The sequence below is a fragment of the Sphingopyxis sp. genome, assembly GCF_050725655.1.
GTDB lineage: Bacteria > Pseudomonadota > Alphaproteobacteria > Sphingomonadales > Sphingomonadaceae > Sphingopyxis.
On sequence record NZ_JBOHHT010000073.1, the window covers coordinates 37,382 to 50,544 of the forward strand.

A 13,163-nucleotide genomic window follows, 5' to 3' on the forward strand; every position below is an offset into this window, starting at 1 on the left:
GACGGGACCGAAAATGCTTGTTCGAATAAGACCAGAAGACGTCGAGATCGGCATGTTCATCCATGCCTTTGAAGGGTCGTGGTTCGACCACCCGTTCTGGCGCCGCTATTTTCGGATCGAGACGCAAGATCAACTCCGGCGAATCCGCCATTCGGGGATCGATGGCATCGTGATCGACGACGGGCGCGGCCTGGGCGCGCCCGAAGATCGGACCGCGGCCGAAATCAAAGAAAAACTGCAGAGCAAGCGTCCGCCAACGTCGGAACGGGCAGGGGACGACGCCATGCCGTTCCGCGCCGCCGTCACGTTTGCGCCGCCGCCGCCGTCAGCGCGCGCCGCGCCGCGCCGCCGCCGCGGCTATGCGGGGGAGTGCCGCCGCGCCAAGCGGGCGATCGAACGGACGCGCGAGGCCGTGGTCGACATGTTCGACGCCGCGCGGCTGGGCCGGGCGGTCGACGTTCGCCGGATGGTCCAGCTTGCCAGCGCGATCGGCGCCTCGATCGAGCGCGATGCCAAGGCGCTGATCAACCTCGTCCGGCTGAAAGAGAAGGACGAATATACCTATCTCCATTCGGTCGCAGTCTGCGCGCTGATGATCAACTTCGCGCGCCACATGGGGCTCGATCCGCAGGAGGTCGAGGATCTGGGCGTTGCAGGACTGCTGCACGACGTCGGCAAGGTCGCGGTCTCCGACGCGATATTGAACAAGCCCGGCGCGCTGTCGAAAGTCGAAATGCGGTCGGTGCGGAGCCATCCGGTCGCCGGTCATCGCCTGCTTGCAAGCTCGCCCGGCGCCCCCGATCTCGCGCTCGAACTCTGCCTCCGGCATCATGAAAAGATCGACGGGAGCGGTTATCCGGGCGGCCTGAAGGGTGATGACCTGTCACTCGCCGCGCGCATGGGGGCGATTTGCGACGTGTATGACGCGGTGACGTCGAACCGCCCATACAAGGATGCGTGGAAGCCGTGCGAAGCGCTGACCGAGATGCAGAAATGGACGGGCCATTTCGACCCCGTGCTGCTCGACCGCTTCGCCGACAGCCTGGGCATATTCCCGGTTGGCACATTGGTCCGGCTGTCGACGGGCGAGCTGGGGATCGTCGCCGGAAGCGCGGGCGAGGCGGACGAAGATGTCGTCGTTCGCGCCTTTTTCGACTGCGAGAGGCTGTCCGAGATCGAACCCATCGACCGCGCGATCGCGCCGGCCGCCGAACATCCGCGGATCATCAGCCGCGACAGCCCGAGTTTCTGGCGCTTTCAGGACTGGGATGTCCTGCGCGTTCGCATCCTCGCGTCGGGCACGGCCGCCGCCGCCGTGCCCGATACCGGTCATCCGATCGGCCCGCGCGGCGCGGCGCAATGAGCGCGTCCAACTGACTGACAGGCAGGTGATCGCCCGCTGCGCGCGCATCCTTTCGGGGGGAGGATCGTTGATCCTGCTCCTAACCAAAGGACCAGCGCTTGAAACTTTCCCAGTTTTTGCCGTGCCTTCTCCTGATCGCCGGTTGCAACGCCGCCCCGGACGATAGCTCAAAAAAACCGACATCATCGACGACCGCGGCCGATCCGGCCTCGATGGATTTCGAAGATGCCCCTCCCGCTGCGGTTTCGTTCAGCGAACCACCGGCGCTTCGCGCGCAAGTCCTGCTCGATCGTCTCGGCTTTTCGCCGGGGGTGATCGATGGAAAGGAAGGGCAGTCCTATACGGCGGCGCTCCGCGGTTTCCAGGAAGCGCATGACCTGAAGGAAAGCGGCAAACTCGACGCGGCGACCTCGCAGGCGCTGCAACAATGGGAAGAGGTTCCCGCGACACGGCGGGTGACCATTCCCGCCGCCTTTGCCGCGGGGCCGTTCGTTCCAGCCTTTCCGAAGGATGCGGCGGAACAAGCCAAGCTGCCCGCGCTGGGCTATCGCAATCTGACCGAAGCGCTCGCCGAACGCTTTCACACGACGCCCGAAACGCTCGTCGCGCTGAACAGCCCGTCGACGCTGGTGGGCGCGGGCCGGCCGTTCCGCGTCCCCAACATCCCCGATATCGACCGGGCGACATTGGGCGAGGACGCGCGCGGCTGGAACGGCACGCTCGAACGCCTCGGGGTCGCGCCGACCCAGGTCGCGGCCGCAAAGCTGGTGGTCGACAAATCCGAAGGCGTGCTCAAGGTTTATGGCGAGGGCGACAAGCTGGTCGCCCAATTCCCCGCCACGATGGGCAGCAGCCGCGACCCGTTACCCATCGGCAGGTGGACGATTCAGGGGGTCAGCCGCAATCCCGACTTTCACTACAATCCGAAACTGTTCTGGGACGTGAGCGACAGCAAGGCGGCGGTGTTGCTGCAGCCCGGCCCGAACAGCCCGGTCGGCGTCGTGTGGGTCGACCTCAACAAGCCGCACTATGGCATTCACGGAACGAGCGAGCCGCATACGATCGGGCGCGCCGAGAGCCACGGCTGCGTCAGGCTGACCAATTGGGACGCCGCGCGTCTGGCGCAAATGGTAAAGCCCGGAACGCCGGCGATCTTCCAGAATTAGAACCTTGGGCGCGCTCAGCTCAGGAAATTGACGATCTGTTCGATGACGACGTCCATCGCGGGCTCGTTCGACCGCAGGATATTGCCGAACAGGTCGAGGAAGGCGGCGGCATTGTCGGAAGAGACCGTCTGCCTCTGGAAATCGTTGAACCAGGTGAGTTCGTCGGCGGTCGCCGACGGAGTGAAGCTTTGCGAGAAGATCTGGCGATCGATCGGCGTGCCCTTGCCAAACGCCATGGGCGCCAATGCGAACCTCATGACCGACGTAATTGAATCGGAGTCGCTCAGTGCCGAGGAAGACGCGTTTGCAGGCGGGCTGATCCCCAGCAATCAGCCACGAAAACCCTTCGCCTGCCCAACAGGCGAAGGGTTTTTCGTTTGTGGCTCAGGCTTTTTGCGCGGCCACCCAGCGGTCGATCACCGATGCGAGCACCGAGATCGGCATCGCGCCCGCCGACAGCGCGGTGTCGTGGAAGCCGCGGATATCGAATTTGTCGCCGAGCGCGGCCTTCGCCTTTTCGCGGATCGCGACCCAGCGCGTCTGGCCGACCATATAGCTCGTCGCCTGCCCCGGCCACACGCAATAGCGCTCGATCTCGGTGACGTTCGATCCTTCGGGGGTGCCGAGCGAGTCGTTGTAATAGGCGATCGCCTTCTCGCGGCTCCAGCGGAAATGGTGCAGCCCGGTGTCGACAACAAGGCGCGCGGCGCGGAACATATAGCTTTGCAGATAGCCGAGCTGGCCCCACGGGTCGTTTTCATAGACGCCCATTTCGTCGGCGAGCTGCTCGGCATAAAGGCCCCAGCCCTCGGTATAGACCGAGTAGGCGGGCAGGCGGCGGAGGCGCGGGATGCCCTCGGCCTCTTGCGCCAGCGCGATCTGGTTGATGGCCGGGTGTCGCCTCGTGATAGGTCAGCGACGGCAACGTCCACGACGGGTTTTCGGCGGTATCGCGCAGGTTGATATAATAAGCGCCGGGGCGTGAGCCATCGAGCGCGGGCATCTGGTAATAGCCGCCGGGCGCGCCGGCCTCGATTTCGGGGGGCACGCGGCGGATGTCGCACTTGGCCTTCGGCAGACGGCCGAAGGCTTCGGGCAGGCGGCGCTGCATTTCCTGGATCTGCTCGTTCAATTTGGCGATCAGGTCGGCCTTGCCCTTGTCGGTGTTGGGATAGAGGAAGCGCGGATCCTTGCCGAGCGCGCGCATGCGTTCGGCGACCGTTCCCTTGGACATGCCCTGCGCCTTGAAGACCGCATCGGCGCGCGCCGTCAGTGCGGCCATGCGTTCGAGCCCGAGCTTGTGCACCTCTTCGGCCGACATGCCCGTCGTCGTCGCGAAGCGCAGCGCATAGGCGTAATATTCGTCGCCTTTGGGCAGGCGCCAGACGCCCGCGTCATGCGTCGCACGCGGGCGTCTGGCGGTGAGTTCGGCGGCTTGGCGGCGCATCGCGGGATAGATTTTGCCCTCGACGATGGCGGCGCAACGCTTCGCCCAGTCGCCGGGGATGTCGACGGTCTTGGTCCTGAGGTTGGTGGTCAGGATATTCGCGTCGGGCGCGGGCGCTATGATGCTTTCGAAGAGGTTCAGCGTGCGGTCGATGACAAAATCGGGCGGAATGATGCCCGCGGCGTGGTCGGCCTTGATTCGCCCCGTCTCATTGTCGAGCTGGACCGCGAAATCGGCGCAGCGCGAGAGATAGGCTTCGGCATCGGCGGCGTTCGCGATGCTATGCTGATTGACGAGGAAATCGGGGATCGAGCGATAGGTGCCGCTCAATTGCGTCACCGGATGCGGTTCAGGCCAGCTGTGAAGTCCGTAGCTGAAGGTGTCGTAAGCTTTGACATAACCTTCCCACGGACCGCGGAACGTCTCGTAATTGACGAGATCCATGCCCGAGAGTTTCTTCGGGTCGATCGTCTTCAATTCCTTGAGCCCGGTGCGATAGAGGTCGTGGCCCTTCTTGATCCCGGCGGGCGAGCGGTCGGCGAGTTTCGCCTTGGCGGCGGCGCGGTCACCCTTGTCGGCGCCGAGCGAGGTCGCGAATTCGGGATCCTGATCGAGCAGCATGTCGTAAATGCGCTCGTAGATCGCGGTCAGCCGCGCGCCTTCGCTGTCGGTCGCCGCAGCGAACGCGGCGCGCGGGCGGACGCCGGCGAGCATCGAGGAAGCCGCGGCGGCGGCGAGCAGAGTGCGACGGTCGAACATAGGGAATCTCCAGAACAGCTTTGGCGCACTCCTGCGGAGCGCCTCATAGGTGTACTGTTATCGCAAGTCACCGCCGACGCAAGTGCCTGATGTGGCTCAGCTCTATTCGCGTGCCTTTGCCGCCGCGCGCACCTCTTGCGAGCGTTCCAGCGGGATGATCAATATGTCGTCGCCGTCGACGATCACCGCGATATTGTCCATGCCGAGGATCGAGACGCGCTTGTCGCCCGCGCGGACCAGATTGCCGCGGCTTTCGTGGAGAAAGGCGTCGCCGGTGACGGCATTGTCGGCGTCGTCCTTTTCCGCGAGTGTGTGGATCGTGTGCCAACAGCCGAGGTCGGACCAGCCCATCGCCACGGGGACGACGGCGACGCGATCATCCTTTTCCATCACCGCATAATCGATCGAGTCCGACGGCGCCTTTGCGAATTCGATCGCGTCGGCATAGAGCGCGTCGCCGTCGTGCATTCCCGCGGCGATGGCTCTGTCGGCGGCTTCGAAGATCGGGCGGCAATGCGTCAGCATCGCATCGCGCATCCGCGCGGCGCGGAACAGGAAAATGCCGGCGTTCCAGCTGTATCCCCCGGCCGCGAGCATCGCCTCGGCATCGGCGAGCGGGGGCTTTTCGACGAAGCGGTCGACCGCAAAGCCCCAAGATACGTCGGCGCCGCCGAGCGGACGGCCGGCGGCGATATAGCCGAAACCCGTTTCGGGGCTGTCGGGGGCGATGCCGAAGGTGACGAGCCAGTCCTGCTGCGCGAGGCGCGCACCCTTGCCGATGGCGGCGTGAAAAGCGTCGACATCGGCGATGACATGATCGCTCGGCATAACGAGCAGCAATGTGTCGGCGTCGGCCCGTGCGACGGCCATAGCGATCGCGGCGGCGGTGTTGCGCGGCATCGGTTCGACGAGCAGCAGTTCCTCGCGGTCGCTCATCTGTTCGCGGACCATCGCGACATGGCCGTCGCCGCAGAGCACGATCGGGGGAAGGAAATCGGGACCCGCGGGGGTGCGCTCGACCGTCTGGCGGAACAGGCTGCGCTGGCCGTGGAGCAGCAGGAATTGCTTGGCGCGGGTGCCGCGCGATTCGGGCCAAAGCCGCGTTCCGGCGCCGCCGCACAGGATAACAGGCTGGATCATCAGCGTCATGACGTCCGGTCTATCCTGTTGGATGCGGTGGGTCACCCTGTCATTGCCGATATATCGAGTGTAAAATTAACCGACAGTTGACGCCTCGGCTGTAGTATCGCGCGAGCGAAAGGTGCCCATGTTCCGGCTGTTTAAACATTATGTTCCGCACGCGGTCGTCTGGCTGGCGCTGATCGAATTTTTCGCTCTGCTCGGCTCGGCCGAGGGGGCGTGGCATCTTTACGCCCATCAGGCGGGGTTCGACGCCGGGCCGCTCGCTGGCCGCTGGCTGCCGCTGCTGACATTCGGCCTTTCCAATTCGCTCGCGATGATGGCGACCGGAATGTACGGGAACGAGGGGTTGCGCTCGATGCGTTTCGCCACCGCGCGCCTGCTCGCGGCGATTTCGCTCGGCGTGATTTTCCTTTCGGTGCTCGGCTTCCTGTTGCCGACCGCGACGCTGTGGCGCGCCAACAGCCTGTACGCGATGGTCTTTGCCATCGCGGTGCTGTTCGTGATCCGCCTCGCGCTGACCCAGTCGGGGGGAACCGAGGCATTTCGGCGCCGCATCCTGGTGCTGGGCGCGGGGCCGCGGGCCGCCCGATTGGCCGCCTTGGCCGACGCGCCCGGAAGCGGGCTCGAGATGGTCGGCTTCGTGGCGATGAGCGCGGCCGAAAAGACCGTGCCGGGTGCCATACCGCGCGAAGCCCTCGACAATCTGTCGGACCATGTCGTGGCGCTGCGCGCCGGCGAAGTCGTGCTCGCGCTGGAGGAACGGCGCAACGCGCTGCCGCTGAACGACCTGCTGCGCGTCAAGACGACAGGCGTGCATGTCAACGACATCGCGAGCTTCATCGAGCGCGAGACGGGGCGCGTCGACCTGGCGACGACGAACCCCAGCGGGCTGATCTTTTCCGACGGCTTTTCGGCCGGGCAGCGCATTTCGAAGGTCGGCAAGCGCCTGTTCGACATCCTCGCCAGCCTGATCGTGCTTGTAATCGGCCTGCCGCTGATCATCATCGCGGGGATCGCCGTGATGCTCGATAGCCGCGGGCCGGTCTTTTACCGCCAGCCGCGCGTCGGCCTGTTCGGCGAACCTTACGACATCTTCAAGATCCGGTCGATGCGCACCGATGCCGAGGCGGCGGGCAAGGCGGTGTGGGCGAGCGAAAACGACCCGCGCGTCACGCGCGTCGGCCGTATCATCCGCAAGCTGCGCATCGACGAACTGCCGCAGCTCTGGTGCGTGCTGAAGGGTGACATGAGCTTTGTCGGCCCGCGCCCCGAACGGCCGAGCTTCGTCGAGGAACTCGAAAAGAAGCTGCCCTATTATGCCGAACGCCACATGGTGAAACCGGGCCTGACGGGCTGGGCGCAGATCAACTATCCCTATGGCGCCTCGGTCGAGGATGCGCGCGTGAAGCTCGAATATGACCTCTATTACGCCAAGAATTACTCGCCCTTTCTCGATCTGCTGATCCTGCTCCAGACGGTGCGCGTCGTGCTGTGGCCGGAGGGGGCGCGGTAAAGGGTCAGGACCTGCCACTGGCACGTTCGAGGTTTGAAGCGATTTTGTTCAGGGCAAGGAGGCGAGGCGCAGGCATATGAATATATTACAAGGCTCGCTGACGCAGCCATGGACAAAATCGGTCAAATCGCGATGCGACGTCGAAATGGATTCGATCTCGCCTCCGCGCGGCCTTGCAGATGGAACCACCATCCGCAGCGGCCACGCGAAGGCGATATCTCCGCCATTTCGACGCCTCGAACGCGCCAGTGGCAGGTCCTGACCCTCTCGTGTCGACGCTGACCGGCCTGTCCCAGATCCTGTCGGGCCTTGCGCTGGCGGGCTTTGTCGGCGTCACGCTGTGGCTGCTGATGCGGCCGCGCGTGCGGATGGCGGCGTTGATGCCGGCGCCGCGCCTGCTCGCCGCGACCGCCGCCGCCACCGCGCTGTGGTGCGCGGCCCTGACCGTCTATGGTCCCGGATCGTCGCAATCGCTGGTCGTGCAGACGGTGCGCGACCTCGCCATGCTCGTCTGGTTGGGGGCGACCTTCTGGTCGCCGCGCGCGCCGATGTCGCGGCCGCTGCGCCTGATCGCGCGCATGCTCGCGACGATCTGCCTGTTGACGCTGCTGCTCGGCGCGGCGGCGCATTTGCGCGCCGGTGCGGCGGCCGAGCCATGGATGGCGCCGACGCTGGGCTTTGCCGCGACGGTCGTGGCGATCGGCGGACTGCTGATGATCGACGCCGGGGTTCGCCATGCGAGCGCGGGCCAGCGCATGCCGGTGATGGCGGTCGCCGGCGGGTTTGCCATGCTGTGGGCCTATGAGCTCAACGTCCAGCTGATCGGCGCGCTGACCGGCGAAATCGCATCGACGCTGATCGCGCTGCTTCCGGCGATCGTGCTGCTCACGCTGCCGGTCTATGTGGTCGCCGCGATGGACATCGGGCGCGAGAGGATGCGTTTGTCGCGCACCGCCGCGACGCGCACGCTGATCCTGCTGGGTGCCGCTGCCTATCTGATCGTGATCGCGCTGACCGGTGCCGTCGCGCGCGTCGCCGGCGGCGATTATGCCGAACTGGCGCAAGCGATCTCGTTGCTGGTCGCGCTCGGCACCGGCGGCCTGATGCTCGCATCGGCGCGATCGCGGGCGTGGCTGTCGGTCATGATTTCCAAGCATTTTTTCGAGCACCGCTACGACTATCGCGCCGAATGGATGCGTTTCACCGCGACGTTGGGGCAGGGCGCCAAGGGGGATGGGGGCGAGGACGACCGTAACCTTCACCGCCGCGTCGCCAAGGCCCTCGCCGAACTGACCGGAAGCCCCGGGGGGCTGCTGATGCTGCCCGGCGCCGCGGGCGGCTTTCGCATTGCCGAGCATTGGCATTGGCCGGACGGCGCGAGCGAAGAGGCAATGCTGTCGTTGCGTTCGGCCTTCATGCTGCAGGAAACGCAGCATATCGTCGACCTCGATGCCGAGCGCCGGGGGCATCCCGGCGAGGATCTGGCGATCCCCGAATGGCTGATCGCCGATACGCGCGCGTGGGTCGTCGTGCCGGTGCTGCATTTCCAGCGGATGATCGCGATCGTCGTGCTGCACCGGCCCGCGGTGTCGCGCGCGCTCGACTGGGAGGATCTCGACGTGCTGCGCATCGCGGGGCAGCAGGCGGCGAGTTATCTGGCAGAATCGCAGAGCCAGCAGGCTTTGTCGGAGGCGCGGCGGTTCGACGAATTCAACCGGCGCTTTGCCTTCATCATGCACGACATCAAGAATCTGGCGAGCCAGATCGGCCTGCTCGCACGCAACGCCGAGCGCCACGCCGACAAGCCCGATTTTCGCGCCGATATGGTCGAGACGCTGAAGATTTCGGCGGGGCGGCTTTCCGACCTGCTTGTCCGCCTGTCGCCGCGCGAACGCGGGCCGGCGGCCGAGGCGGGGCGGACGTTGGTCGAGCCGGTGCTGAACGAGATCGCGGCCGAGATGCGGCCGCGCCGTGCGCTGTTCGTCGGCTGCCAGGCCGGATTGTCGGCGTGGGCCGATGCGGGGGCGATCCGGCAGATTGTCCAGCATCTTGTCGCCAACGCGATCGACGCGTCGGCGCCCGACACGTCGGTGCAGGTCGTCGCGGTCGCCGAGCAGGGACGCGTGCGGATCGACGTGATCGACCAGGGGTGCGGCATGACGCGCGACTTCATCCGCGACGAGCTGTTCAAACCCTTTGTGTCGACGAAGGAATCGGGTTTCGGACTGGGCGCGTTCGAAGCGCTGCAGGTCGCGCAGGCGATCGACGGCGCGATCGAGGTCGCGAGCGAGCCGGGCAAGGGCAGCAGCTTCACGCTGTGGCTGCCGCTTGCCGATGCGCGGGGCGACGCGGGTGTCGATGCGCGCGTGATGAAAGTGGGACATAAATGACCGAGGGTGGGACCAATCTGCGCAAATTGCTCGTGGTCGAGGACGATCCCGGGCTGCAGACGCAGCTCAAATGGGCGTATGAGGACTATCAGGTGCTCGTCGCGGGCGACCATGACGCGGCGATCGAACTGCTGCGCGCCGAGGAGCCCGACGTCGTGACTCTCGACCTTGGCCTGCCGCCCGATCCCGACGGGACGCGCGAGGGGTTCCGGACGCTCAAAACGATCCTCGAGATCAAGCCCGACACCAAGGTGATCGTCGTGTCGGGGCACGGTGAGCGCGCCAGCGCGCTGACCGCGATCGCGAGCGGCGCATGGGATTTCTACCAGAAGCCGATCGACATCGACGAACTGGGGCTGATCGTCCGCCGCGCCTTCCATGTGCGCGAGCTCGAGGTCGAGAACGCGCGGCTGGCGAGCCAGGGCGCGAGCGACAATCGCGTGCTCGGCGGGATGATCACCGGCGCGCCCGAAATGCTGAAGGTCGCGCGCACGATCGAGCGCGTCGCGAACCTCGACGTCAGTGTGATGCTGCTCGGCGCGAGCGGCACCGGCAAGGAATTGCTCGCGCGCGGATTGCATGAAGCAAGCGGGCGCCGCGACGGCGCGTTCGTCGCGATCAACTGCGCCGCGATCCCCGAAAATCTGCTCGAAAGCGAGCTGTTCGGGCATGAGAAGGGGGCGTTCACCGGCGCGGTCAAGACGACCGAGGGCAAGATCGAACTCGCGCATGGCGGCACGCTCTTCCTCGACGAAGTCGGCGACATTCCGCTGCCGCTCCAGGTCAAGCTGCTGCGCTTTCTGCAGGAACGGACGATCGAGCGGATCGGCGGGCGCAAGGCGATTGCGGTCGATACAAGGATCGTGTGCGCAACGCACCGCGACCTCGACACGATGATCGCCGAACAGAGCTTCCGCGACGATCTCTACTACCGGCTCGCCGAGATGGTGGTGAAGATCCCGTCGCTCGCCGAACGACCGGGCGACGCGGTGCTGCTCGCACGCCATTTTCTCCACCAATATGCGCCCGAGATGAACCCCGGCGTCCGCGGCTTCGCGCCCGACGCGCTGCAGGCGATCGACGAGGGGCGTTGGCCAGGCAATGTCCGCGAGCTCGAAAACCGCATCAAGCGTGCCGTGATCATGGCCGACGGAAAGCTGGTGATGCGCGAGGACCTCGACATGGCGGGCGGCGACGGCGCCAACGGGGAGGGGGGCGAGGAGGCGTGGCTGAACCTGCGCAGCGCGCGCGAAGCCGCCGACCGCGTCGCGATCCGCCGCGCGATGACGCAGAGCGAGGGCAATATTTCGGCCGCCGCCAAGCTGCTCGGGATCAGCCGACCGACGCTCTACGACCTGCTCAAACAATATCGGATGCAGGTCTGAATGGATTTTCGCCGCGTCTGGACAAGGGCGCTGCTGCTGGCGGCGCTGCTGCTGGGGGCGTGCGGCGACGGGGCTTCGTCCGCGCCGCGCAAGGCGCTCGAGGTGCGCCGCGCCGCCCTCCAGAACGCCATCGCGAGCGACCCCAAGGTCATCGCCGAGCGGGTCGAGCTGGCGCGCGTCGCGATCGAGCTGGGCGACGGCGTCGGAGCTGAAGCGGCGGTCAAGGGCGCGCTGGGGGCGGGGGCCAAGGAAGCGGCGCTGCGCCCGGTGCTGGCCCGCGCCTATGCGATGCAGGATGAGGGGAGCCGCGCGCTTGAAACGCTCGACGGCGGCCCGATCATCCCCGAGATGATCGGCGAAGCGGCTTGGGTCGCGGGCGATGTGCACCTCGGCAATGGCGATCTGGACGCGGCGCGCGAAGCCTTTGACCGCGCGGTGCACGAACTGCCGCGCTCGTCGGCGCTCTGGGTCGACGTTGCGCGCTTTCGCGATGCCAATGCCGACACGCTCGGCGCGCGCGACGCGGTCGACTATGCGATCGAACTCGACAAGACGAACAGCGCGGCGCTGGCGTTCAAGGCAAATCTCGTGCGGATCGAGGATGGTCTCAAGGCGTCGCTTGCCTGGTACGAAGACGCGCTTGCCGCCGATCCCGACAGTGCGGATGCGCTGATCGAGCAGGCGGCGACGCTCGGCGATCTCGGCCGTTACCGCGACATGCTCGCATCGCTGCGCCGCGCCGCGGCGATGGTGCCGCGCGATCCGCGTCTCTTTTATCTGCAGGCGGTGCTCGCGGCGCGCGGCGATAACTACCGGCTCGCGCGCAGCCTGCTCCAGCGCACGCGCGGCGAACTCGACGAGCAGCCGTCTTTCATGCTGCTGAGCGCGATCGTCGAACTCGAACTCGGCGGCGAGGCGGTTGCCGCGACCTGGGCCGACCGGCTGCTGGCCGAGCAGCCCGAGAATTTTACCGCACGCCGTATCCTCGCGGCGGCCGAATGGGCCGATGGCGACGCCGATGCGGCGCTCGAAGCCTTGCTGCCGCTGGTCCAGCGTTCCGACGCCGATAGCTGGTCGCTGCTGCTCGCGTCGCGCTCGGCGGCGGAACTTGGCCGGCGGATCGAATCGGCGGACTATCTTGGACGCGCGGCGGCGCTGGCACCCGGCGAAGCGGTGCCCTTTGCCGCCGACAATGATTATGGCCTGCTGACGACGGCGGCCGATACCGAGCCGCTCAATCCGGCCTACGCGATTCCCGCAATTTCGGCCGACTTGTCGAGTGGCAACAGCGCGCGGGCGATCGCGCGTGCCATGCGGCTCCGCGATGCGAATCGCGGCGTTGCCGACGCGCATATCCTGCTGGGCGACGCGGCGCTGGCGGGTAGGCGCACCGACCTTGCGGTGCAGGCGTATCGCGCCGCGCGCGAACTCGATGCGAGCGAGCGCACCACCTTGCGGCTTGCCAATGCGCTGTTCCGCGCGGGGGATGCCGCGGGTTCGGGCGCCGCGATCCTCGCGCTGCAGCGCAGCCAGCCGTCGAGCATCGCCGCCGACCGATTGTCCGGCCATCTTGCGATGGACATCGAGCATTGGGATCAGGCGATCGCGCATTTCGAGCGCGTGCGCCGCCGGATCGGCAATCGCGACGTCGTGGTGCTTCGCGAACTCGCGCGGGCGTGGGCGGCAAAGGGCGACGATGCGCGCGCGCTGCCGCTGATCGACCGCGCCTATCGGTTGCAGCCGCTCAATGCCGGGATCATGGAGTTTTACGCCGACCTGCTTGAGAGGCGTGGCAGTACACAAGCCGCCGCAGATCTACGCGACAAGGCGGCGCAGATCGGGCGATAGGTTGAGAAGAAATGGCGGCTGTCGACCGGTTGCGGCCGTAAAGGTCCTCCCCGCTTGCGGGGAGGGGGACCGCCGAAGGTGGTGGAGGGGGTTGGCGGCCTGAAGCGACGTTGCGGGCGGGCGCCAGCCCCCTCCGTCAGCGCTTCGCG

At 66.4% G+C, this 13,163-nt stretch carries 10 protein-coding genes; 6 read left to right on the top strand and 4 right to left on the bottom strand.

Annotated elements, in window-relative coordinates; translation table 11 throughout:
* The first annotated feature begins 13 nt into the window (after positions 1-13).
* On the top strand, positions 14-1,363 hold the full coding sequence (locus ACREBX_RS10480) for an HD-GYP domain-containing protein (protein WP_431561686.1): 1,350 nt from the start codon (positions 14-16) through the stop codon (positions 1,361-1,363).
* A 212-nt stretch (positions 1,364-1,575) separates the two neighbouring features.
* Positions 1,576-2,529 carry a L,D-transpeptidase family protein gene (locus ACREBX_RS10485; protein WP_431561687.1) on the top strand — a complete coding sequence of 318 codons (954 nt, stop codon included), beginning with the start codon at positions 1,576-1,578 and terminating at the stop codon, positions 2,527-2,529.
* A 14-nt stretch (positions 2,530-2,543) separates the two neighbouring features.
* Here the strand turns inward: ACREBX_RS10485 and ACREBX_RS10490 are convergent, their stop codons facing one another.
* The 4 genes from ACREBX_RS10490 to ACREBX_RS10505 all read right to left on the bottom strand — a co-directional run bounded on the left by ACREBX_RS10490 (position 2,544) and on the right by ACREBX_RS10505 (position 5,884).
* Entirely contained in the window at positions 2,544-2,786 is a 243-nt protein-coding gene (locus tag ACREBX_RS10490) for a hypothetical protein (protein ID WP_431561688.1), read from the bottom strand.
* A gap of 127 nt (positions 2,787-2,913) precedes the next feature.
* Positions 2,914-3,402, bottom strand: coding sequence for a DUF885 domain-containing protein (locus ACREBX_RS10495; protein WP_431561697.1), 489 nt, complete (start codon positions 3,400-3,402; stop codon positions 2,914-2,916).
* Entirely contained in the window at positions 3,287-4,735 is a 1,449-nt protein-coding gene (locus ACREBX_RS10500; RefSeq protein ID WP_431561689.1) for a DUF885 domain-containing protein, read from the bottom strand. The genes ACREBX_RS10495 and ACREBX_RS10500 overlap by 116 nt, the downstream gene beginning before the upstream one ends.
* A 102-nt stretch (positions 4,736-4,837) precedes the next feature.
* Complete coding sequence (locus ACREBX_RS10505) at positions 4,838-5,884, bottom strand: mannose-1-phosphate guanylyltransferase (RefSeq protein WP_431561690.1); 1,047 nt, start codon at positions 5,882-5,884, stop codon at positions 4,838-4,840.
* Positions 5,885-6,002: 118 nt separating this feature from the next.
* Between ACREBX_RS10505 and ACREBX_RS10510 the strand changes: the two genes are divergently transcribed.
* The 4 genes from ACREBX_RS10510 to ACREBX_RS10525 all read left to right on the top strand — a co-directional run bounded on the left by ACREBX_RS10510 (position 6,003) and on the right by ACREBX_RS10525 (position 13,014).
* Positions 6,003-7,391, top strand: a complete 1,389-nt coding sequence (locus tag ACREBX_RS10510) for a TIGR03013 family XrtA/PEP-CTERM system glycosyltransferase (protein WP_431561691.1) — start codon at positions 6,003-6,005, stop codon at positions 7,389-7,391.
* Between the two features lie 248 nt (positions 7,392-7,639).
* Positions 7,640-9,781, top strand: a complete 2,142-nt coding sequence (gene prsK / locus ACREBX_RS10515) for an XrtA/PEP-CTERM system histidine kinase PrsK (RefSeq protein ID WP_431561692.1) — start codon at positions 7,640-7,642, stop codon at positions 9,779-9,781.
* Positions 9,778-11,166 (top strand): PEP-CTERM-box response regulator transcription factor, encoded by a 1,389-nt coding sequence (prsR, locus tag ACREBX_RS10520; protein WP_431561693.1) that lies wholly within the window; start codon positions 9,778-9,780, stop codon positions 11,164-11,166. The genes prsK and prsR overlap by 4 nt, the downstream gene beginning before the upstream one ends.
* Complete coding sequence (locus ACREBX_RS10525) at positions 11,167-13,014, top strand: tetratricopeptide repeat protein (protein WP_431561694.1); 1,848 nt, start codon at positions 11,167-11,169, stop codon at positions 13,012-13,014.
* Positions 13,015-13,163 lie beyond the last annotated feature (149 nt).

Coding starts and splice junctions, on each gene's coding strand:
- ACREBX_RS10480 (WP_431561686.1), top strand. CDS start 14: ATGCTTGTTCGAATAAGACCAGAAGACGTCGAGATCGGCATGTTCATC.
- ACREBX_RS10485 (WP_431561687.1), top strand. CDS start 1,576: ATGGATTTCGAAGATGCCCCTCCCGCTGCGGTTTCGTTCAGCGAACCA.
- ACREBX_RS10490 (WP_431561688.1), bottom strand. CDS start 2,786: ATGAGGTTCGCATTGGCGCCCATGGCGTTTGGCAAGGGCACGCCGATC.
- ACREBX_RS10500 (WP_431561689.1), bottom strand. CDS start 4,735: ATGTTCGACCGTCGCACTCTGCTCGCCGCCGCCGCGGCTTCCTCGATG.
- ACREBX_RS10505 (WP_431561690.1), bottom strand. CDS start 5,884: ATGACGCTGATGATCCAGCCTGTTATCCTGTGCGGCGGCGCCGGAACG.
- ACREBX_RS10510 (WP_431561691.1), top strand. CDS start 6,003: ATGTTCCGGCTGTTTAAACATTATGTTCCGCACGCGGTCGTCTGGCTG.
- prsR (WP_431561693.1), top strand. CDS start 9,778: ATGACCGAGGGTGGGACCAATCTGCGCAAATTGCTCGTGGTCGAGGAC.
- ACREBX_RS10525 (WP_431561694.1), top strand. CDS start 11,167: ATGGATTTTCGCCGCGTCTGGACAAGGGCGCTGCTGCTGGCGGCGCTG.